Source organism: Paenibacillus sp. G34, from assembly GCF_056856875.1.
Map to the genome: position 1 here is coordinate 4,154,401 of NZ_CM166469.1, position 22,298 is coordinate 4,176,698.

At 46.9% G+C, this 22,298-nt stretch carries 18 protein-coding genes; 1 reads left to right on the forward strand and 17 read right to left on the reverse strand.

Annotated features, from left to right (window positions below):
• Positions 1–122: 122 nt before the first annotated feature.
• The 9 genes from glsA to AC1VYS_RS19010 all read right to left on the reverse strand — a co-directional run bounded on the left by glsA (position 123) and on the right by AC1VYS_RS19010 (position 13,394).
• Positions 123–1,064 carry a glutaminase A gene (gene glsA / locus AC1VYS_RS18970; protein WP_482911001.1) on the reverse strand — a complete coding sequence of 314 codons (942 nt, stop codon included), beginning with the start codon at positions 1,062–1,064 and terminating at the stop codon, positions 123–125.
• A gap of 307 nt (positions 1,065–1,371) precedes the next feature.
• The gene (locus tag AC1VYS_RS18975) at positions 1,372–1,854 is read right to left on the reverse strand and encodes a GNAT family N-acetyltransferase (RefSeq protein ID WP_482911002.1); all 483 of its coding nucleotides are present in this window, start codon (positions 1,852–1,854) and stop codon (positions 1,372–1,374) included.
• Positions 1,855–2,216: 362 nt separating this feature from the next.
• The gene (locus AC1VYS_RS18980) at positions 2,217–3,461 is read right to left on the reverse strand and encodes an L-lactate MFS transporter (RefSeq protein ID WP_482915059.1); all 1,245 of its coding nucleotides are present in this window, start codon (positions 3,459–3,461) and stop codon (positions 2,217–2,219) included.
• Between the two features lie 222 nt (positions 3,462–3,683).
• Positions 3,684–4,595, reverse strand: a complete 912-nt coding sequence (locus AC1VYS_RS18985; RefSeq protein WP_482911003.1) for a LytR/AlgR family response regulator transcription factor — start codon at positions 4,593–4,595, stop codon at positions 3,684–3,686.
• A gap of 58 nt (positions 4,596–4,653) precedes the next feature.
• Complete coding sequence (locus tag AC1VYS_RS18990) at positions 4,654–6,306, reverse strand: LytS/YhcK type 5TM receptor domain-containing protein (protein ID WP_482915060.1); 1,653 nt, start codon at positions 6,304–6,306, stop codon at positions 4,654–4,656.
• Between the two features lie 1,688 nt (positions 6,307–7,994).
• Positions 7,995–8,282, reverse strand: coding sequence for a stage VI sporulation protein F (locus tag AC1VYS_RS18995; protein WP_482911004.1), 288 nt, complete (start codon positions 8,280–8,282; stop codon positions 7,995–7,997).
• Between the two features lie 291 nt (positions 8,283–8,573).
• Entirely contained in the window at positions 8,574–10,619 is a 2,046-nt protein-coding gene (recG, locus tag AC1VYS_RS19000; protein WP_482911005.1) for an ATP-dependent DNA helicase RecG, read from the reverse strand.
• A 10-nt stretch (positions 10,620–10,629) separates the two neighbouring features.
• On the reverse strand, positions 10,630–11,493 hold the full coding sequence (locus tag AC1VYS_RS19005; protein ID WP_482911006.1) for a DegV family protein: 864 nt from the start codon (positions 11,491–11,493) through the stop codon (positions 10,630–10,632).
• A 101-nt stretch (positions 11,494–11,594) separates the two neighbouring features.
• Complete coding sequence (locus AC1VYS_RS19010) at positions 11,595–13,394, reverse strand: DAK2 domain-containing protein (protein WP_482911007.1); 1,800 nt, start codon at positions 13,392–13,394, stop codon at positions 11,595–11,597.
• A gap of 637 nt (positions 13,395–14,031) precedes the next feature.
• Here AC1VYS_RS19010 and rpmB point away from each other — a divergent pair.
• Positions 14,032–14,220 carry a 50S ribosomal protein L28 gene (gene rpmB / locus AC1VYS_RS19015; protein ID WP_024631107.1) on the forward strand — a complete coding sequence of 63 codons (189 nt, stop codon included), beginning with the start codon at positions 14,032–14,034 and terminating at the stop codon, positions 14,218–14,220.
• Between the two features lie 203 nt (positions 14,221–14,423).
• On the opposite strand, the gene spoVM is transcribed toward rpmB, so the two are convergent.
• From spoVM to rsmB, 8 genes are all read right to left on the reverse strand, one after another.
• Positions 14,424–14,504 (reverse strand): stage V sporulation protein SpoVM, encoded by an 81-nt coding sequence (spoVM, locus tag AC1VYS_RS19020; RefSeq protein ID WP_019424875.1) that lies wholly within the window; start codon positions 14,502–14,504, stop codon positions 14,424–14,426.
• A 165-nt stretch (positions 14,505–14,669) separates the two neighbouring features.
• A complete protein-coding gene (locus AC1VYS_RS19025; protein ID WP_482911008.1) occupies positions 14,670–14,921 on the reverse strand; it encodes a hypothetical protein in 252 nt (83 codons plus the stop codon).
• A 3-nt stretch (positions 14,922–14,924) separates the two neighbouring features.
• Entirely contained in the window at positions 14,925–15,584 is a 660-nt protein-coding gene (gene rpe / locus AC1VYS_RS19030) for a ribulose-phosphate 3-epimerase (protein WP_441928535.1), read from the reverse strand.
• A gap of 2 nt (positions 15,585–15,586) precedes the next feature.
• Positions 15,587–16,504, reverse strand: a complete 918-nt coding sequence (gene rsgA, locus AC1VYS_RS19035; protein WP_482911009.1) for a ribosome small subunit-dependent GTPase A — start codon at positions 16,502–16,504, stop codon at positions 15,587–15,589.
• A 60-nt stretch (positions 16,505–16,564) separates the two neighbouring features.
• Positions 16,565–18,778, reverse strand: coding sequence for a Stk1 family PASTA domain-containing Ser/Thr kinase (pknB, locus tag AC1VYS_RS19040; RefSeq protein WP_482911010.1), 2,214 nt, complete (start codon positions 18,776–18,778; stop codon positions 16,565–16,567).
• Positions 18,775–19,545, reverse strand: a complete 771-nt coding sequence (locus AC1VYS_RS19045) for a Stp1/IreP family PP2C-type Ser/Thr phosphatase (protein WP_482911011.1) — start codon at positions 19,543–19,545, stop codon at positions 18,775–18,777. The genes pknB and AC1VYS_RS19045 overlap by 4 nt, the downstream gene beginning before the upstream one ends.
• Before the next feature lie 7 nt (positions 19,546–19,552).
• Positions 19,553–20,593, reverse strand: coding sequence for a dual-specificity RNA methyltransferase RlmN (rlmN, locus tag AC1VYS_RS19050; protein ID WP_482911012.1), 1,041 nt, complete (start codon positions 20,591–20,593; stop codon positions 19,553–19,555).
• A 255-nt stretch (positions 20,594–20,848) separates the two neighbouring features.
• Positions 20,849–22,210 (reverse strand): 16S rRNA (cytosine(967)-C(5))-methyltransferase RsmB, encoded by a 1,362-nt coding sequence (gene rsmB, locus AC1VYS_RS19055; RefSeq protein ID WP_482915061.1) that lies wholly within the window; start codon positions 22,208–22,210, stop codon positions 20,849–20,851.
• Positions 22,211–22,298: the final 88 nt, after the last annotated feature.

Sequence of the window (22,298 nt, forward strand, 5' to 3'; positions counted from 1 at the left end):
TAAGAAGCAAAATGCCTGGAATCTGATTCATCCACTGCATGCAAGGGTAAATAATAGGTTCGCTTTTCAAGCTATTTTGCCCGATCAGACAATAAAACAACCAGCATTTATATAAGTTGAACTTAGAAGAAACTCCAGTCAAACTCCTTGGACAGACGCTCGAGCAAGTGAACCCCGGCAAGGCTGTTGCCTTTGCGATTGAGTGCCGGGCCGACCACACCGATGCCAAATTGTCCCGGAACCAGCGTCAGAATACCACCGGAAACGCCGCTTTTGGCGGGCAAACCAACCTCGATGGCGAATTCACCAGAAGCATTATACATCCCGCAGGTCGTCATAAACGTTTTGGCGATCTGCACATAACGACGGGGAATAAGTTCTTCGCCAGTAATCGGATCGGTTCCATTATAAGCAAGAACCAGCGCCATACGAGCCAGGTCGGCACAGGTCACTTCAATGGAGCAATGGCGGAAATACACGGCAAGCACATCTTCTACCTCATCTTTGATGACACCATTATGTTTGAGAAAATAGGCGAGGGAGCGGTTCAGGTGACCACTTTCCGATTCGGAGCGAAAAACCTCCTCGTTATACCCCAGTCTTTCGTTGCTCGCTAACTTGCGGAAAAATTCGAGAATGCGGCGGGACTTTTCTTCCTTACAGTCACCACCAACGAGAGAAGATACCGTTATCGCACCCGCATTAATAAGAGGATTAAACGGAATGCCTGGTTCAACCAGTTCCAGCTTGATCATCGAATCGTAATCATCACCTGTTGGTTCTTTTCCTACATTAAAGAAGACTGCTTCTTCTCCATGATCCATTAGGGCTAGAATGAGGGTGAACACTTTGGAGATACTTTGCATCGTAAAAGGAACACCGCAATCGCCGGCAGACACATGGTTACCTTCCGCGTCCATGATATGTATTCCCAGATCATCCTGAGATGCTTTGACCAGTTCCGGAATATAAGAAGCCACTTTCCCTTGTCCCGTATGCAGACGGCTGGTCTCCAGCCATTCCGGCAGCAATGCATTCAGTCGTTCCATCGTTGAATCACTCATATGTCATCTCCTCCGCTTTTAGCCTTCTATCTAATAAAAGCATCCTGCACGAGAAACAAGTGCCCGCCACGAAATATAGGGACTGTACTCATGCAAGATGCCTTATACACTTATACTTATACATCTATATACCTGTACACTTATCTTGTGTATTACCCTTCAGGTATAGACATTACACTGTGACCTTGAAAATAAAATTTCACGGCTGGGATTGCATCTAGCTTTTCTATAATGAAGCTTTGGTGCTGCAATTCAACAATGAGGCTTTGGTGCTGCAATTCAACTTGTATACCGTAAACCAACCCTTTTAGCGCTTCACACGTAGATTCAACTCCAAAATCTCTCCTGGCAAACCATCGTAGTCTCCCACCCAAGTGGATTCAAAATTTTGTCTCAGCAAAATCTGACGGGATGCCGCATTGGAAGGATCAATAACGGCATATAGAACCTCAATGCCTGCAGCCTGAGCCTGAATAATCAAGCGGGACGCGATAGCTGTACCCTGACCTTTGCCCCAATGCTCCGGTAGAATCATATACCCCATCTCTGCCCGGCTTGGGTTATCTTCATCCAGAATCAATTTGGCGTAGGCCACACCCGCATCATCCTGCGTGGTCACTCGATAGTGCCCGCATATAGAACGAAGGTTATAATCTAGCATGGAATCGAACTGTGTTCTCGCTTCCGGCTCCGGGATCGCCCGCTCGGTAATCTGCTTCATGACGTCCTCATTGGAAACGAGTGCATAATAATGTTCAAAGTCCGGTTCTGTGTATTTTACAAAGTTCATGAATATGCCTCCTTGGGATAGATCATTTCATAGTAATCATGCCGTAGTTGTGAATCGTCATACCGCGTTATTAAAGTGCGATTTGTCTTCGATTCACCTAGAGTATAACAGAAGCAAAGGAGACAATGCACATCTAGGGATAGACAGCAGCATAGTGACGTATCTACTACACTTGACAGCGTGAACTGGGGGCATCGACGGAGCTTTTTCAAAAAGTAAAAAACGGCCTCATCTGAGACCGCTTTCCATAAATCTGATCTTGGTATTGTATTTGTTCTTAGCACCATGCGATATCAAAATCGATACGTCTCTGTGATGTTGTGATACGTATATATGGATCTGTACAACGATACAACTACAACTTAGCTTGCCCGGGATGACGGGTTAAGCTGCTGCATCTGTTTTTCATGGGAAGCTCGTGCCCGCCGGCTTGTGCCTGGAGGTGTGATGATCAGTGCCATCAAGAGTGATACCGCGCAAAGTATAGCGATAACAATAAAGGTGAGATGGAATCCTCCCAGCAGCGCGCTGATGAATGATCCGGCCAGAGCACCAAATCCAAACCCTTGGTAGATGACGCCATAGTTTTTGCTTTGATTTTTCAAACCGAAGTAATCGGCCACAACGGCTGGAAAAACCGTGATGTTACCACCGAAGCAGAAGGCAATGGCCGCCACACAAGCGAAGAAGATTCCGAAGTTCAGCGGCACCAGACTCAGCGTCATGACTGCTACAGCTGTAACCAGCAGTGCTCCGGCAATGACCTTCATCCGTCCCACCTTATCCGACAAAGCACCCAGAATAATACGGCCTGCCGTGTTGAAAATAGCAACCATCGCCACCGCATTTGCAGCTGTTGTCACATTAAGACCTGCGAGCTGTACACCAATGTCTTTGACAATGCCGATCAGATACAGACCGCTCATACAAGCTGTGAAGAAAATACCGAAGAGCATATAAGCCTCTTTTGTACGAAGCATTTCTTTAACGGTATACTCATGACGAACTTCTGCCAGTTTTGTGCCCTCTTTGGCACTTGCCGGAGACTGTTCACGAACCACCGCTTCACGGATCAGGAATGATCCTGCGACAACCAATACAAGCACGATCATGCCCCAATACATAAAGGCTTGTGCCGGACCAACCGCACCAATCAGGGCGGAGTTCACATATTTGAACAACAGACTGCCCGTACCGAAGGCACCCACCGAGATACCCGAGATCAGTCCTTTACGTTCAGGGAACCACTTGATCAGGTTGGACAAAGACGTGATATACGCCGTACCGTCTGCAAATCCAACCACAAAACCAGCCAGCAGATACAGTAGCGTTAACGAGCTAACCTGAGAACTTAGAATAAGTCCTAGCCCGAGCACCACCCCGGCTAGACGGATCAAGCGCCGAAGACCCCAGCGCTCCTGCAATCGGCCTGCAAACAACGTAGCAAATGCCAAAGCAAAACTCGTAATTGAAAAAGTTATCGCGACCGAGCTGACGTCCCATCCGAAACGATCAGACAGCGGTTGATTAAATAAACTCCAGGTGTAGATAGTGCCAAGCCCCATTTGTACAATAATCGTACCCAGTACAATAAGCCAGCGGTTCATTTTTATCGATGAAGTCGTTGTTGAATTAGATGCTGATGAAGCGGATGAAATAGCTGCTTTCATCTTAATCTCCCCTTTGCCGATGTCTGTAACATGTTGAACATTCTCTTGTACCGTTCAAAGGTAAGGTACTTGAATGCGTTCACAAGAACATCATACATGAAAGGGGATTCATCGAGCCGTTCTGAGCATGAGTTGCATCAGAGACGGAATGAAATGCCGTTATATGCGCATGAGCTGCCTGAATTCTTTGACCTTGCCACGACTGACTGGCACTTCAGCTTCCAGATCACGCAGACGGAGCAAATACGTATTGTTAAACCAAGGCACAATCTCACGAATTTGAGAAAGGTTAACGAGATAGGAACGATGGCAGCGGAAAAAGGTATCCTGCGGCAAGCGACTGTGAAAATCCGATATGCTGACGGGCATCGTGAACTCTCCGTTTTTGGTATACACTTTGGTGACTTTCTCCTGAGCCTCTGCATAATAGATGTCCGCTGAATCCGTTACAATGATGTTGTCGTTGCGCAAAAGATTGATCCGTGTTCCCGGCAGATGATCCGCTGTATGTGATGGAGTACTAGAAGATATCGGTCGCTGCTCCAGTCCTTGATGTGCCTGAGATGTGCCAGTATGAAGCGGAGCTTGTCTTTCGGCATACCCTTGTTCCACTCCAAGTCCATTGGCTGATCCATAACCTTGCACATGTCGATATGACTGCTCTTCCCCTTGCACTTCACCAAACCTGCTCTCACTTTGCTCCTGATCCCGCTTGAAGGTCAGCTCCAGCTTGTGCAACATGGTTGCAATTCGTTTCTCATCATAGGGCTTTAAAATGTAATCAAATGCTTCCAGTTCAAAAGCCTCAGCCGCATGCTCCTTATACGCTGTCGTAAATACGATGTAAGGTTTACATGCAAACTTGCCAATATGGTGAGCCAGCATCATGCCATCCAGCGAAGGAATGTTAATATCGAGAAAAATCACGTCCACTTCCTGCTCCTGTAAAAACTTGAGTACATCGAGGCCATCTTCCAGACAATCCACAACCTCAATCTGGCTATGCTCTTGAATCAGATAACTCAATTCCTCACTTGCCGGAATTTCATCTTCTACAATCAATGCTCTCATTCTTCTTTTGTCGACTGCGTGCAACTTTCCTGTATCTGACGCTTTCATCGCTCCATCATCACTTTGTTATGACATCTCCTTTGGGTACATCAAATAAAATCTCGGTCCCTTGCTCCAACCTTGTAATCGTTAGGCCTTGTCCGTATATCAGTTTCACGCGCCGATGCACGTTGTACAGTCCAATCTGGTTGCCCGGCATGCGGTCATGGTAGACCTTTTCAACAATATCGGCGCTAATGCCTGCACCTGTATCGCTCACGCTAACACGCACAAAATCAGGATGATCCTGTACCCGAATCCGCACGGTTCCGGGGCCTTTGACCTTCAGAATACCATGAATAATCGCGTTTTCCACAAGCGGCTGAATAACAAGGCTTGGAATATGCACAGCCACTTCATCAATCTCATAGATAACCGTGAGTCTGCTGCCAAAGCGCGCTTTTTCAATCTCGACATAGTTGCGGACTTGCTCCAGTTCCTTATGAATATCAATTAACTCGTCCGACAGCTCCAGATTATAGCGCATGTAACCTGAGAGGTTAACGATCAGTTCCCGCGCACGATCCGGCTTGGTGCGTATAGACGATGCGATGGCATTCAGCGCATTAAACAAAAAATGAGGATGAATCGTTGTCTGTAATGCACGCAATTCCGCCTTGTTCGCTGCAGCCTTAATCTCCTCCACGCGAGACACCTCCATCTGAGTGGAAATAATCTGCGAGAGTCCTACAGCCATCGTTTGCAGTGGATACGTAATTTTATAGGCCTTGCGATAATAGATTTTGAGCGCACCGGTCACATCGCCCCGTTCTTTGAGCGGTATAATGAGCAACGAGTGGATATCAGGGGTTTTCTCATCCGTTACATCATTACTAATCGTAATTTCCCCACTCGATATCGTCTTCTTGGTCATTTCACTAATAATTTCGTTACCGATATGATAACGTTCCTCACCAAAACCAACATAAGCCAAAACATTACGGGTATCCGTAATGGCTACTGCGTCGGCCTGGATATCTTCTTGAATGATTTTGCATATTTTACGGAGCGAATCCTCATCAATCGAGCGGAAATAAGGCAGTGTTTTATTGGCAATCTCCAATGCCAACTTGGCTTGACGACCTGCAATTAACTCCTTTTCCCCCTCCACACTCTGTACCAAAAGCACGATCAGACCAATGTTCACCTCACCCAGAATCATCGGCAATGCAATCTTCGAAACAATATCTGCTCCCAGCGGATCAGGATAAGAGTATAAAAGAATCAGCAGCATCGTGAGTGCTTCAATGATCATGCCTGCCCCGATACCGATCATCCAGCGTTTGGATTTAGCGGTGTATTTGTGAATATAACCTGATACCAGACCTGCCAGAATACTTGTGATCAGACATGGAATCGCGGTTATGCCATCCATATCAATCAGATACCGATGCACCCCAGAGACAATCCCCGTAATAATGCCTACAGGTGCACCAAACAATATGCCACCCGAAAGAATAGCAATAATGCGCACATTGACGAGTGATCCTTCTACATTAATGCCGGTATATGTACCAAAGATGGCAAACGCACAGAATAGCAAGGTTAAGGCCGTGTATTCCTGCCATCTTAACTTGCCCTTTTGCAAAATCTGCCTGAACCGCGGCACCCGTGACAGAAAAAACAAAAATATAATCAGCAGCGCCGCCCGCTCAAACAACCCCAGCAACATCGTAAACATTTCCAATCGAACTTCCTCCACCTCTATCTATCTGAAAAAAATCACAATAACAGCGTCAGATCATCTTCATCCATCCCGCGCTGACATGGTATCTACCTACTCGTATGCATCAGTTTACCCTTCCCCTTGCAGGAAAGCAAAGGATATCCTGTGAAAACTAAAAAAGGGTGTTTCATCAAATCAAACAGGAGAACTAATCCTCTTCTGATATAACCATTTTCTCTTAAAAGTAATATTCAATGCACTCTTAGCTCTAAGTAAAAATGTGGTATAATCAGGAAACTAATATGCGTCACATGAAGATACTCTTACTATCCAATTTTTCCACAGAAAGGTGCTCAGTACATGCTTGCAATTCTGCTCCTTGGTTCACTTCTGCTATTTAGTCTTATATTTTATATCTTAAAATGGGTCTCTGGACGTTCCAACCATGTTGAACGATCCACAGGACGAGTACTCCAAGTCGTTTTATGTATTTCAATTCTGGTTTTGGTTGTCCAAGATTTCATACTCACAGAACTGCCTCATAACGGAATTTTCATCGCCACATTAATTGCGATATGGGTTGCAACTATGACCCCAAACGACCGTGTCCCAGTGTCCAAAGAGGCCAACCGAAAATCCATTTGATCTCATTTAACTGTGCGTATAGATCAGACAACAGATGAAGCAACATTTCTTTTGATGAAATATAACTCGTTATATCCAGCATGACTACCTATTGACTAATTGCTGTCATACGGAGGACACGTCTTGTCGTCGGGATTATATGTCTCTCTAATATAGTCGTGTCGTATCATATCTATGAAGTCTCCATTACACCGTTCTTGCCTTCGATAAACGCTGAATTGTCAATCTCGGAAAGTTCCCCCTTCTGCATCACCAAGCTACAACCAAGCTACTCTGTTAGAGTAATCCGAACTACTATTTTCCTCCTCAAGGTAGCGCTCCAAATTCTAACGATCTCAGATGAGCTTATTTGAGCCAAATAGTACCTTTTGAAATTGTAACGATCACCAGCGAGCTTATTTCAGCAAAAACAGAAGAAACAAGCCCATTTTAGCGCCAAACAACTCAAATAAGCTTCCCTGAGATCGTTAGAAAATAACAGGGTATGATATACCCTAAATAGCGTCTCTGGTGATCGTTAGAAGAACCCGCCTCCCTGCTGCACTCTCAGTATTTTAAACATTTCCAATCTAATTTCCTTCACATCTATCAAAAAATAACAGTGCCTGATAACCGTCAAACATCTCGCATCTCATACTGTGACGTTACGTCTACTACTACTTGTATGTTGCAGTCTACCATTCCAATTGGAGGAAAGCAGAGATAATCCTCTCTGAAAAAATCCAAAAGGGCATTTCATCAAGTCACGTATGACTGATGAAACACCCTTCTTTACATTAACATCTCTCTTGAATGTAATGTGATCTTTCAAAAAATTCAGTTGACACTATAACGGAGAGAGCAGAACCAATCTGAAGAAGCGCAAGCGGGCGCCTGAAAGCTTTCTGCAAGAAAGCTACATCGGAAGCATACGCTTATCCCCGGATTTTACCCTTATAAAGGGTAATTCCAAAAAATCCGGGGATAACAGCGCTCGGAAGATGGTACTGCACTCGGAGTGTCCCGTGCAAACCCCTATATGTTTTGAAGTAACACCATCACATTCAACTTTACCTGAACATACCCCACAGCTTAATCAAATGAAACGTATTGTTCGGATCGATTTTCTGCGCAACCACAAAAGCGACAAACTGCTCTTCCTGTGCTGGCGAGAAATTTTCATTCATAATGACTGCCGACGATTTTACCAACCTGCGAACCTTCGCCTTATCCTGCAAATCCGCCTTGGTCACGCCATCAATCAGCTTTTTAATGCGCTCTTTGACTGCAGGATTTTTCATCTTTAGTTTGATCCGCTCCACCAGCTGCGGACTAATTCCATATTGTTGGTAACCCAAAACGTACAGCACCTCCCAAGAAATGAACTCACTTCTTATTCATATGTCGGGAGGGCTTGGTCACTTGTCACTTTTTCCAAAACATGTCTCAAAACAAACACAGCACATACAAATTAAGCTTTGAAGTAACACATTCAGTTTAGCATTTACTTTACGCTTCACTTTGCGATATCACGTTATAAATTCAGGTTATGAATTCAGGTTACGTATCTCATTACGCATTCAGGCCACGTATCTGAATTACGCAACCTTACGCTTCCAAACTGCTTGTCCACATTCCACGTCTAGTGCTTAATCAATCAGATCACCCTTGAACACCTGCTGCTGCTGAAGAAATTCACGCAACGGCGTGTAGTCAACGGACGTCCAGAACGTAGCATCCGCAATCAATGCAGACACATCATCCCGCGCTTGTTCCAGCACCGCGAAATCCGCTACCATATCGGCCAGTCGGAATTCAGGCAACCCACTCTGTTTGGTGCCAAAGAAATCTCCCGGCCCCCGCAGATCCAAATCACGCCGCGACACCTCGAATCCATCCTCTGTTTCAGTCATGACCTTCATGCGTTCCTGCCCAACTTCCGTCTTCGGGTCAGCAATCAGCACACAGTACGACGCATGCGCACCTCGTCCAACACGCCCTCGAAGCTGATGCAACTGGGACAAACCAAAACGATCCGCGTCCATAATAACCATGAGTGTGGCGTTGGGTACATCGACCCCTACTTCTACCACCGTGGTGGATACCAGCAACTGAATGTCATTACTGTAGAATTCCCGCATCATTTCTTCTTTTTCTGCAGCTGTCATGCGTCCATGCAGCAATCCCACTTTGTATTTCGGAAAATTCTGCTGCATCTGCATATGTAGATCAATTGCATTTTGCACATCCAGCTTCTCCGATTCTTCGATCAGTGGGCAGATCAGATAGGCTTGACGGCCTTGGTCCACCTCTCTCGAAATAAAACCGAGCACCCGCTCCATCATGTCATGCTTGACCCAATACGTGGATATCGGAATTCGTCCCTTCGGCCGCTCCGATATCGTCGATACCTCAATATCACCAAATGCCGTGATCGCAAGTGTCCGCGGGATCGGCGTAGCCGTCATCGTTAATACATCCGGATTATACCCTTTGCGTCTTAAAACGCTACGCTGATTCACCCCGAAGCGATGCTGCTCGTCCGTAACCACAAGACCCAGCTCCCGGAAGAAAACATCTTCCTGAATCAGGGCGTGTGTGCCCACAACAATATCCAGCATCCCCATCTGCAAGGATGCAATCAAGTCTTTCCGTTTGCGTCCGTTTACACTACCCGTCAACAACCCCACCGTTACACCAAAAGGTTCAAACAGCTTCTGTAAGGAACGCATATGCTGCTCAGCCAGAATCTCAGTCGGCACCATCAGTGCCCCCTGAAAGCCCGAACGCACCGTCGTATAGAGCGCAATCGCTGCAATTACCGTTTTACCTGAACCTACATCGCCTTGAAGCAATCGATTCATCGCATAGGGTGATCGCATATCATGCAAGATTTCAAGCTCGACCTTCTTCTGCGCATCCGTCAACTCAAACGGCAAACTGCGTACAAACTCACGAATCGTCGTATTGTCCGTCGTATGCACCATACCATCCATCCGATTTCGATTCAGCGCACGAAATGCCTGCATTTTGAGCTGGAACAAAAATAACTCCTCATAGACCATGCGCTGTCTAGCGCGCTGGCCTTCCTGATTGTCCTGCGGACGATGAATACCGGCTATGGCCTGCTTGCGTGGCATCAAGTTATATTTTTTAATGAGTGCTAGTGGCAAAATCTCCGGAATCATCTCACCATACTGAGCTAATCCTTGGTTAATCGTCTTGCGAATCCACTGCTGCGTTACCTTACCCGTGACGGAATAGACAGGTTGCAATGTACCTGAACGTCCATCTCCTTTATCGGGAAATTCCGAATCCGTCACCGTAAGCTGCATGCGCTTTTGTTCCCATTTGCCTGTCAGTACAATTTCCCGGTTAGGTGTAAGCTGGTCTTTGAGAAAATGACGGTTAAACCAAGTTGCCGTAATCATCCACTCTTCCGTCATGATTTTACAGGTCAGACGTGACTTTTTGCCATAACGCTGCAATACCGGCACACCCATTACCTGACCTTGTACCGTAATTTTGTCTCCGTCCTTAACCTCGCTAAGCGAACGCAGACGATAATCTTCATAACGAAACGGATAATACTCCAGTAAGTCTTTCACACTAGAGATGCCAAAGGCGTGAAGCTCTCCCTCTTTGAGAGCACTCACGCCGTTAATTTGTTTCACTGATATTTCTTCTAAGTTCATATCTAATCCCTCATTCCGGAACAGGCCACATAAAGATGGCAATAACACCGGGCCCTACATGACTGCCGATGACGGCCCCGATATTCGTATAGATCACTTCATTGATTGTAAAATGGCCCCGTAACTGTTCCGCACAAGCCTCTGCTGACGCGGGATCTGCCGTATGTCCTACCGCCAGGTTGACCCGTTTTCCGGCTAGATCCTTCTGGAACAGTTCAATAATACGTGCCATTGCCTTTTTATGACCTCTGACTTTCTCTACGGCGTAGATTATGCCTTCTTCATCAATAGAAAGGATCGGTTTAATGTTGAGCAGTGTTCCCAAGATCGCTGAGGCCTTGCCAATCCGCCCGCCTTTCTGCAGATATTCCAGCGTATCCACCAGAAAAAACAGCTTGCGGGATTGCTGCATTGCCTCAACTGCTGCAGCAATCTCAGCTACAGACTTACCCTGTTCGGCAAGCTCGGCAGCCTGCACTACCATTAAACCATACCCGTAGGAAGCTGATTTTGAATCAATAATGGTAAGGTCCATTTCACGTTCCAGAAGCGACTTGCCGAGCATAGCCGATTGATACGTACCACTCATGCCTGAAGACAGGTGTATAGACACAATAGGCCTGTCCGGATTTTCATCCAGCAAGGTCTGGTACACGTTCATAAAATCGGTTGGAGAAGGCTGAGAAGTCGTAGGCAGAACTGCGCTCTGCCTTAACTTGTCGTAAAACTGCTCCGACGTCAGCTCCACTCCATCCGCATAGTTTTCTTCCCCAAACAACACACGCAAGGGAACCACATGTATACCGTATTTACGAACCAGTTCCTCAGGAATATCCGCCGTACTGTCCGTTACAATCGCAACCTTGTGGCTCACAGGCTCTCCTCCTCTTCACATCAAGTGCTATCATGCATGTTTAACAAGTCATTCGTTCAGCGTCTAAAATCGATAGTGATTGGCTTGTGAAACAACCGCAATTAGGACTCTACAGAGAACAGATAATAGTACACCGGCTGTCCTCCCTGATGTACCTCGACTTCCGCGTCAGGATACTGCTCTTCCAGCCATGCAACAAGAGAAGAAGTAATCTCAGCGTCAGCCTCTTCCCCCTCGAGAACCGTAACCACTTCATCTCCGCTCTCCATCATCTGCCCAAGGAGACCCTCACAAGCATGAAGCATGCTCTCGTCCGTCGCAACAATCTTGGAGTTATAGATTCCGATGTAATTCCCAGCCTTGATATCAAGTTCATCATACTGCGTGTCCCGAACGGCATGAGTCACTTGTCCGGACTGCACGCGGCTAATGGCCTCAAGCATCTGTTCACGGTTCGTTTCCGCAGACTCATCCTCCTGGAAAGCAAACGCCGCTGCCATGCCTTGTGGAATCGTCTTGCTCGGAATAACGGTAATCCGGCGTTCATCCTCCAGCAATTCACGGGCCTGTTCAGCAGCCAATACAATATTGGAGTTATTCGGCAAAATAAAGATTTGATCCGCCGCAATCGAGCGAACGGCTTTCACAAAGTCCTCTGTGCTTGGATTCATTGTCTGTCCACCAGACATCACCACATCTACACCTAGGCTTTTGAATATTTCCGCAATGCCGTCACCGGAAGAAACCGCAATAAAACCATACGGCGCCATTTCATGAGCCGGGAGCACCGCTTCTTCCAATGCGCTTGTCTTCTCCTGCGGAATTTCAGCAAAAAGATCAGGTGAAGCCGCAATATCCATACCTGCACTCAGCAAATCACGATGTTGTTCACGCATGTTGAGAATATGAATCTGTGTAATCTCTCCATATTTCAAAGCAAGATTCAATACATCACCAGGTGTCTTGGAATGCACATGCACCTTAATCACTTCATCGTCTGCGATAATGATGATGGAATCTCCATTTTTTGACAACGCTTTCCGGAACAACTCTTCATCAAATGCTGTTCCTGCATTCTCGCCAAGCTCACGATTGATGAAAAACTCCATATCGTATAAGAATTCGATGTCTTCCGTATCTAATCGGGCCTGAGCTGACAAAGGCATCTCTGGAGCGATCACCTGTGTCATCTTCGTTGCAACCGGTTCAGTTGCAGGCGTTTTCACCTGTGATGTTACCGACGAAGCGGAGTCCTTTTGCAGTGGGGCACGTGAACTGCCGTCCGTTTTCAATAACACTTCCATAAAGCCTTCATAAATATATACAAGCCCCTGGCCACCCGAGTCCACTACACCGACCTGTTTTAAGACAGGCAGCAATTCTGGAGTCATCGCCAGTGCTTCTTTTGCTTTTAACAAAACTTCATTCATTAATTCAGTAATATCATTCGTCCGTCTTGCGTAGTAGCTGGCATGTTTGGCAGCTTCCTTGGCTACGGTAAGAATTGTTCCCTCCACCGGTTTCACAACAGCTTTGTAAGCTGCGTCAACACCGTTTTGCAGCGCTGCTGCGAATTGAATCGTATTCAATTCTTCAAAAGGTGCTGCTGAGCGGCTGAAACCACGGAACAATTGAGATAAAATAACCCCTGAATTTCCGCGTGCGCCCATAAGTAAACCCTTGGATAATATTCCGGCAGCTTCGCCTATGGAAGCAGAGCTCTTTCTTTTGATCTCTGCAACGCCAGCAGTCATCGTCAAATTCATATTTGTTCCCGTGTCACCATCCGGCACAGGGAAAACATTCAGGGAATTGACATGTTCTGCGTGCTGCCCTAGTTGTTCCGCTCCGGCAATAACCATTGCGGTGAAATCTGTTCCATTTAAAGAACGTATACTCAAGTGAGAATTCCCCTTCCTAGCTTGATACACGAACACCTTGCACCAAGAATCATTTTGGTCTGTTCATGCGCTAACGCGGCTGCGTTATTCTTCGTCCATACCTTTGTCCGGCACAGGCATACAATACAACATGTCAGCCGGATTAACGGTCTGGGCGGCCGGGCTACCAATATCCTGCATTCTCTGCAACCCGTTGTGAGGGCATAGGGATATGCACCGGTATCAGAAGCCGACATGAATGCCGCATGGAGACTGGTGCCAATGATGGAATGCCGCATCTCACAGCGTTGCCAAAAAAGCAAACCTCCAACCTCTACGTACGGTTTTTTCTCCGGCATCCCGCGGCAACAGCCTGTTCATGGCTGTACTATGGACTACTCAACATTGTACTATATTAGACAAGAGAAATAAATAAAGTTTTTGGATCAGTTGACGAAGCTTTTTTGATTATGATATTATATTTAAGTATTGTTTTATGCAGGTTAAGTAATGGAAATGATCCGGCCATGCCGGCTTGAACAACCCATTAGCTACTGAAGCCTGATCTTTAGGATCAGGAAAGAACAATTAAGTCCTTATGGAATGACGTTTGTCTCTCCCAAAGGCACTGGTTATTTTAGGATAGGAGGTGTAATCTATGTCTCGCAAATGTTATGTGACAGGTAAGAAACCGGGCACCGGTAACCACGTATCCCACGCTAACAACCGTAACCGTCGTTCTTGGGGCGTAAACGTTCAGAAGGTTCGTATTCTCGTGAACGGCAAACCAAAACGTGTATACGTAAGCACCCGTGCACTGAAAGCCGGTAAAGTGACTCGCGTATAATCACGCAAAGCTACTATAAATCGGGTAAGCAAAAAGCACCTTGTTCCTTGCAGGTGCTTTTTTGGTTTTCTACAAAGCACAGCCGCAATTCACGATACACATAGGAATGGCCGCCGCATGGCACATCATGCAGATCCGGTTCTCCAGATGAGCCTTTGAGCCAAAGCGGCGGTATTCCCCTAACTGTGCTACTGTTGTTCAAATCAGTTCTTTTGAAACGTATTCAGGATCGCCTTTACAAACCCTCCCAAAAACTTCGGCAGTTTGAATGTGTAAAATTTCATACTTCACCCTCCCCATCATGCTCATGCATCCGCCGTATCCTATGCTTCAGGCCTTTTTCACCCAAACACGACAAAAAAGGCTACATGAGAAACCTGCTCATGTAACCATATTTATGCGGAACTTGCTGTCCCTATTCCACAATGACAAGCCTGATATCAGCCCATTTACGTTTGGGTAGGAATGTACTGATATACCGCGATCATAAAAACACTCATGAGATAATACAGTATGCTGAATATGACAAAAGTAATCCGATGTCCCTTCCGATCGAATTTACGGAAATACATAATGACCACGGCAACCCCGATTAATGATGTGAGCGCGTTGAATGGAGCTTGAAGAACTGCAAACAGTGCAAGTACCAGCCCCGTAACCATGCTCCCCGCCATTGTCCACAGCGTCTCTTTGAGAGTCATGAATTAACCCTCGTAACTGCTGCGAATCTCGGCTATTGCGGCCGCGCGGTCTTCCCGTCCAAATACCGCACTTCCCGCTACCAGAACGTCAGCGCCGGCTTCCACGACTAATGGGGCTGTATCAGCAGCGATGCCACCGTCTACCTCGATATGTACGTCATGACGCCCTTTCTCATTTAACCACGTGCGAATTTGCTTGATTTTGTTCATTGTGCCGGAAATAAACGCTTGCCCGCCAAAACCAGGATTCACAGTCATAACAAGAACCATATCTACATCGTCCAGCACTTCCTGAATTGCACTTGCCGGAGTACCTGGATTGAGAGCAACTCCTGCCATAATTCCCTGCTCCTTAATGAGATGAATCACACGGTGCAGATGCACGCACGCCTCAGCATGAACTGTAATCACTGCTGCACCGGCTTTAGCGAACTCTTCCACGTACCGTTCCGGATTTTCAATCATCAGATGAACGTCAAGCGGCAGTGTTGTATGAGGTGCGATAGCCTTCACGATAGCAGGGCCGAGCGTAATATTAGGAACGAAGTGACCGTCCATGACGTCAACATGAATCCAGTCTCCGCCTGCCGCTTGTGCTTCGGCAACTTCTGCACCGAGCTTGGCAAAGTCAGCTGACAGTATAGATGGGGCAATTTTAATCATAATTAATACCTCCGCTTCTTATCTTTCATTTCAGTCAGGAATTGCTCATAGTGTTTATACCGACTTTCGGAGATCAAGCCTTCCTCCTTAGCTGCTAGGACCCTGCAGCTCGGTTCATGCGTATGTGTACACCCACGGAACTTGCACTGATCGGCAAACTGAGCGAACTCCCGGAAACAAGTGGATAATTCCTCCACGCCAATCTCCAGAAAATCCAACTGGCTGAATCCGGGCGTATCCGCTACGAATCCGCCATTATCCAGTGGAATAAGCTCAACGTGTCTAGTTGTGTGTTTACCGCGTCCAAGACGCATGCTAATTGCACTCGTCTCCAGGGTAAGTCCCGGCATCAAAGCGTTTAGCATGGAAGACTTGCCCACACCGGATTGACCGGAGAATACGCTGATCTTGCCCGCAAGGCGTTCTCGGAGCAACTCACTGCCTTCTCCAGTTCGAGAACTGGTTGAAATAACCTCATAACCAATCTGCTCGTACATTGCCTTCACCTCAGCGACAATATCTCGATCTTCGGCATCCGGGTCAATCAAATCCTGCTTTGTCAGCACGATTAGTGCACCCAGTCCAGCCTGCTCAATATGAACGAGAAACTTGTCCAGCAGATTTAGATTCATATCAGGCTCTTTAACTGAAAATAGCAGAACAGCCAGACCAACATTCGCCACTGGCGGACGAATTAATTCCGTCTCGCGTTTGTGAATTTCGTCCACAGTTCCCTCCCCGTTCTCCGTCAGCGTGTAATTTACACGATCACCAACAAGGGGAGAAGTTCCTCTTTTACGAAAAATTCCTCTGGCCCTGCATTGAACGGCGGAACCTTCAACCGAAGGAACCCCGTTGTCTTCCACCGGCATGACATAGTAGTAACCACTTAATGCTTTAACGATGATACCTTCTGGCACAGCTCCGTCGCCCTCCTTCAGATTGATTATATTCTTTCCTTACGTCAGCATAAGCCGTCCTTATGGACGGCCTGATGCGTTGATAACTCCTTTTTTCTTATCCTCTTTATGTTTACCCGGGCCTTTATCCGTCTTCATTGCGGATGTGTCGCCTTCTTGATTGTCCCCTTCCCCGTCTGCCGGAGTAGAGTTAGGCTCACCCTGCTCTCCATTATCCACACTGCCGCTGTCACCATTCCCCGGATCAGGGTTATTTTCTGGCGGAGCTTGTGTGTTTTGCTCAGGGTCAATGGAAGGTACATTCACCGTACCATTCTTTGCTTCACTGTAAGATACAACGTACGTATCCAGGAATTTACCATCACGATAGACGGAAACTGCACCATTTTCGTTTGGTGCAAGCACAAGTGGAATCGTCAAGACCTGAGCGGAATTGATCGTGCGTGTGCCCCACTCCTGATTTTTGCCACGTGCATCTTCAAAGGTAATACGAATTTTACTGTTTGTTCCGGCTTCTTTCGGTGATACGTTGATGTTGTACGGATACTCCAGTGCCTGATCCGGGTATCCTGTGCTAACAAAGATCGTAATCTTATCTCCAGGATTCACGTCTGTTCCGGGTTCCACAGGCCATTGTTGAGTAACTTTGCCCTTTTCAACCGTATAACTGGATTCCTCCTGCACCTGTCCGAGCACAAGACCCTTTTCTTTCAGCATTTGTTCTGCTTCACTGCGTGTATGATTTTTTAAATCAGGCATTTTAACCGTTTCAGTTCCCTTGCTTACGGTTAGCTCAATTACATCAACCTCAGGATCAATTTCTTCATTTACGCCAGGCGTCTGGGAAATGACAGAGCCTGAATCCACTTCATTGGAAAACTCGTCCTTACGTTTGATTTGGTCTTCCTTAAGACCGAGCGCAGTCAATTTTTTGACCGCTTCAGTATAAGGATCTCCCTTAACGTCAATCATTTTTTCCTTCTTTTTCTCCATGCCAACGCTCAGTTGCACTTCCGAGCCTTTTTTGACCACATCGCCTTCGTTTCTGCTCTGGTCAAAGACAATGCCTGGATCTACATTTTCTTTGTACTGTCGGATGACCTCGTTACTCACAACCAGACCCTCCGCCTCTAACATTTGACGGGCTTTTTCTTCTGTCTGATTGACCACATTAGGCACGGTTACTTCAGGCACAACAAGCATGTCTTTTACATACCATACCACCCCAACCATGGCGACTAAAAGAAGAACAGTCAATGAAATGATCAGCGTCGGTTTTTTCCAGCTTTTCTTTTTCGAGTTACCCAACTTCCCTGCTTCATCGTTCTCCATTGTAGGGATCGTACCCGTGGAGGTGGAGGTCATACCGCGTGGTTCCGGCTTGATGGCCGGCATAACCCGCGTCTGATCGATGTCGTCTTCATCCGGAAAATCAACCTTGGACTCATTGCGTCGCTCTGGCATAAGACATGTTTCCAGATCATGCTGCATTTCTTTGGCTGATTGATAACGCTCCTGCGGATTTTTACGCATCGATTTCAAAATGACATTTTCCACACTTTGCGGAATGAGCGGATTGAACTTGCGCGGCTCATCAAACTCTTCCTGCAAATGTTTCAAGGCTACACTAATTGGACTCTCCCCCAAAAAAGGAAGCTGACCGGTAAGCATTTGATAGAGTACAATTCCAAGAGAATATAAGTCCGACTTCTCCCCAGTCACAATGCCCTTGGCATGCTCTGGCGAGAAATAATGCACGGAACCCACGACAGAACCAGTCTGCGTGATCGTTGTAGAGGTAACCGCACGGGCGATACCGAAATCGGTTACTTTTACACGGCCGTTCCGGCCAATCAATATGTTATGCGGTTTGATATCCCGGTGAATAATCTGATTATGATGCGCGTGATCCAGTGCATCCGCGATCTGTGAAGCAATGTGTACCGCTTCGTCGACCTGCAATGGCGCACGTTCTTTGATAATTTCATTTAGATTTTTGCCTTCAACGTACTCCATGACAATATAATGAACATCATCTTCCTGACCCACATCATAAATGCTGACTACGTTCGGATGAGAAAGCGATGCTGCCGATTGTGCCTCTCTACGAAAACGGCGAATAAACTCTTCATCATGCACGAACTGCTGTCTGAGCACTTTAATCGCCACGTTCCGATTCAAAAGCAGATCCTGGGCTTTGTACACAAGAGCCATGCCGCCGCCGCCGACACGCTCAATCACTTCATAGCGTCCGCCTAGCTGGTGCCCAATCATGACTCACACCCCGTTTCTACGGTATCTTGCTGCTGAGGCTCAAATAAGGCGACCGTAATGTTATCGTCTCCCCCAGCGAGCAATGCCAGTTGAAGCAGTCGATCTGCGCGATCTTCCAGTGGAAGTTCAAGATTACCCGCAACCTGAATAATCTGCTCATTGCTGACCAGGTTACTGAGTCCGTCACTGCAGAGAAGCAGTACTTCGCCTTCTTCCAACCGTACGCTATCCATATCAACCTTCACTTCAGCATCCGTGCCAAGCGCACGGGTAAGCACATTTCGACGCGGATGATGAGATACGTCTTCTTTGCTAATCTGACCATTTTTGTACAATTCATTCACCAGTGTATGGTCTTCGGTCAACTGAAATACTTCCTTGCCTACAATTTTGTATGCACGGCTGTCCCCGATATGTCCAATTACACCTTCTGCATCATTTAATAAGGCTGCGACGACCGTCGTTCCCATATTATGATACTTATCGTCTGTAGACGCTGTGCGGAATATGACTTCATTCGCATGAAGAATCGCATCGCTAAGCGCAGCGGACAGCGATGCATGAGACAAACCCGGCTCAAGTGTTGCGAGATCCTGCACCAGCGTCTCCACTGCGAGGCGGCTTGCCGTATCCCCAGCAAGATGTCCGCCCATGCCGTCTGCGACGATTCCCAGAATATATCCTGTATCGAGATTACGAATCCAGGCTGAATCTTCATTCACCGAACGTACTCGTCCGATATGGCTCACATGAACTGTTTTGATCAAAACGCTCTCACCTCAACTCCATATGCTTTGCACGAAGCTGGCCGCAAGCGGCAGCAATATCATGTCCCTGTTCACGGCGAATCGTTACATTAACTCCCTGTTCCGAGAGAATTCTCTGGAAGTTAAAGATATCACTTCTTGATGTTCTAACATATTTGCGCTCAGGCACATGGTTAACCGGGATCAGGTTGACGTGGCATAACATGCTCTTGAGCACACTTGCCAGTTCAGCCGCATGCTCTGGCTGGTCGTTTACACCGCCAATCAATGCGTATTCAAACGTAATTCTCCGGCCAGTCTTCGCCAGATAATAACGAAGAGATTCCATCACATCATCAAACGGGAAACGACGGTTAACCGGCATCAATTTTGAGCGAAGAGCATCGTTTGGCGCGTGGATCGAAATCGCGAGATTAATCTGCGTGTCTTCATCTGCAAACTTGTAGATGTTCGGCACGATTCCACTTGTAGACACGGTGATATGACGCTGACCAATGTTCAGTCCTTTTTCGTGAATCATAATCCGCAAGAACGTCATCGTTGCTTCATAGTTTTCAAAAGGTTCGCCCGAACCCATGATCACGATGCTACTGACCCGTTCGCCGCGCTCATCCAGAATTTTCTGAGCCTGTACAACCTGAGCAACGATTTCTCCTGCTGTCAGATTACGTTTCAGACCCCCGAGTGTGGATGCACAGAAAGTACAACCGATCCGGCAGCCCACCTGTGTTGTTACACAGATGCTGTTCCCGTAGTTATGTTTCATAATAACCGTTTCAATCGCATGATCATCATGCAGACCAAAAAGGAATTTCACCGTGCCATCCTTGGACTCAAACTTGGTAATTTCCTTAAGGGTTACGAATTCAAACTGCTCTGCTAGCTTCTCGCGCAGTCCCTTGGAGAGATTTGTCATTTCACTAAAATCATTTACACGTTTCACATAAATCCAGTCAAAAATCTGACCACCGCGAAACGCAGGTTCCCCGTTTTCCACAGCCCATTGCTGCAATTGTTCCAGGGAAAAATCGTATATAAAAGGTTTCATTTTGTTTTCAACACCTATTCCTTTTTTCTTTTCATTTGCATTTCTTTTGCAATCCATCGTTTTACTGCATTCGTCCTATTCTATCACAAACGGCACTTTACATCCATGTATACCCTTGAGACTCGTTCTTCATGCATTATAACATCTCACTGTTGCCATCGCACCCTGGCATCATTTGATAAGCTATTCGCCTCTCACAAAGAAATCCGCCGAGGGTTTTCCTCGGCGGCCTTCCTTTAGTGCTCTATTAAACGGTTAATGGGTCGTTCTTGTCAACCTTGCGATGTAAAAACCATCACTATGAGCGTATTGTGGCAGAATCTGTACACCGCCATTCACAGCCTGCCATTGCCCGGTTTCCGGTTGCGACCACACTGACGTTTCGATGGCCTTATACTCTGGATGACGATCCAAAAAGTCCGCCACCATATCCTCGTTCTCTGCTGATTCAATGGTACAGGTGCTGTATACCAAAATGCCACCTGGTTTGAGCAATGGCGCAACGCAATCCAGAAGTTCTCGTTGCAAACTGGAGATGTCTTCAATGTCGGATGAGGATTTAGTCCACTTCACATCCGGCTTGCGACGAATGACTCCTAGACCTGAGCAAGGTGCATCCAGCAAAATCCGGTCAAACGAAGACTCGGCATATCGCTTGTCTAGATCAAGCGCATCCCCGGTTACCGCATCAATGCAGCTTAATCCAAGACGTTCAGCCTGATCCAAAATAAGCTCGCGTTTATGTGCATGAACATCGTTAGCTATGATGCGTCCACGGTCCCGCATTTTCTCTGCGATATGAGCTGTCTTGCCGCCAGGCGCTGCGCAACAATCCAGCACGTTTTGTCCCTCTTCCGGCGCTACGGCTTCAGCGACCAACATAGAACTTTCGTCCTGAACGGAGAAAAGTCCATCCCGATACCATGCCGTAAGAGCCATATTGCCTCCGCTGCGAACCAGAATACCGTCAGGGCTAAGAAGCGAAGCTTCAACCACTGCCCCCGTGCTCGCCATCTCCTCCATCATCTTGTCACGTGTTGTCATCGTTGTGTTCACACGTACACTCACTGCTGGAGGTTCATTATTCGCACGGCAGATGGCTTCTGTTGTCTCTTCCCCATATTGAGCAATCCACCGCTCCACCATCCACAGCGGGTGAGAATGCTCCAGTGAGATTCGTTCAGCAACTGGAAGATGGGAGGGAACATGCAACTGCTCCTTGTTTCGAATCATATTCCGCAGCACACCGTTAACCATACCCGAGATTCCCTGATGACCAAGCTTCTTAGCCAGGTTCACTGCTTCGCTGACGACGGCATGTTCCGGAATTCGATCCAGGTAAATTAATTGATAGGTACTAATCCGAAGCAAACTGCGTACCCAAGGCTGTAATTTTGCCGTCCCCTTGGCAACAAAACGCTCCAGATAATAATCCAGCGTGTTCAGTCTTGCAATCGTTCCATACACCAGTTCCGTAGCGAGTCCTACATCTGCAGAACTAAGTTCTGCTTCTTTAAGGCGGCGGTTCAGCTCCAAATTGCTGTATGCTCCGTCCTGTTCCACCGCAGACAGTACCTTGACTGCGAGTGCACGAGCAGATGTCTTCGGTTTTTGCATACGATCATGATTCCGGCTTCCCTTAGCAGAAGAAGAAGCCGGTACCGTCTTGTTTCCTGCACGCCGACCCTGGCTGTGAGAAGAACCC

What these genes read in the sequence shown, in the direction of transcription:
- recG (WP_482911005.1), bottom strand. Translation starts at nt 10,619, where the DNA reads ATGAACTTAGAAGAAATATCAGTGAAACAAATTAACGGCGTGAGTGCT.
- glsA (WP_482911001.1), bottom strand. Translation starts at nt 1,064, where the DNA reads ATGAGTGATTCAACGATGGAACGACTGAATGCATTGCTGCCGGAATGG.
- AC1VYS_RS19025 (WP_482911008.1), bottom strand. Translation starts at nt 14,921, where the DNA reads ATGACTCTCAAAGAGACGCTGTGGACAATGGCGGGGAGCATGGTTACG.
- pknB (WP_482911010.1), bottom strand. Translation starts at nt 18,778, where the DNA reads ATGATTGGGCACCAGCTAGGCGGACGCTATGAAGTGATTGAGCGTGTC.
- spoVM (WP_019424875.1), bottom strand. Translation starts at nt 14,504, where the DNA reads ATGAAATTTTACACATTCAAACTGCCGAAGTTTTTGGGAGGGTTTGTA.
- rlmN (WP_482911012.1), bottom strand. Translation starts at nt 20,593, where the DNA reads ATGAAACCTTTTATATACGATTTTTCCCTGGAACAATTGCAGCAATGG.
- rpe (WP_441928535.1), bottom strand. Translation starts at nt 15,584, where the DNA reads ATGATTAAAATTGCCCCATCTATACTGTCAGCTGACTTTGCCAAGCTC.
- rsmB (WP_482915061.1), bottom strand. Translation starts at nt 22,210, where the DNA reads ATGCAAAAACCGAAGACATCTGCTCGTGCACTCGCAGTCAAGGTACTG.
- AC1VYS_RS18975 (WP_482911002.1), bottom strand. Translation starts at nt 1,854, where the DNA reads ATGAACTTTGTAAAATACACAGAACCGGACTTTGAACATTATTATGCA.
- AC1VYS_RS18985 (WP_482911003.1), bottom strand. Translation starts at nt 4,595, where the DNA reads ATGAGAGCATTGATTGTAGAAGATGAAATTCCGGCAAGTGAGGAATTG.
- rpmB (WP_024631107.1), top strand. Translation starts at nt 14,032, where the DNA reads ATGTCTCGCAAATGTTATGTGACAGGTAAGAAACCGGGCACCGGTAAC.
- AC1VYS_RS18980 (WP_482915059.1), bottom strand. Translation starts at nt 3,461, where the DNA reads ATGAACCGCTGGCTTATTGTACTGGGTACGATTATTGTACAAATGGGG.
- AC1VYS_RS18990 (WP_482915060.1), bottom strand. Translation starts at nt 6,306, where the DNA reads ATGTTGCTGGGGTTGTTTGAGCGGGCGGCGCTGCTGATTATATTTTTG.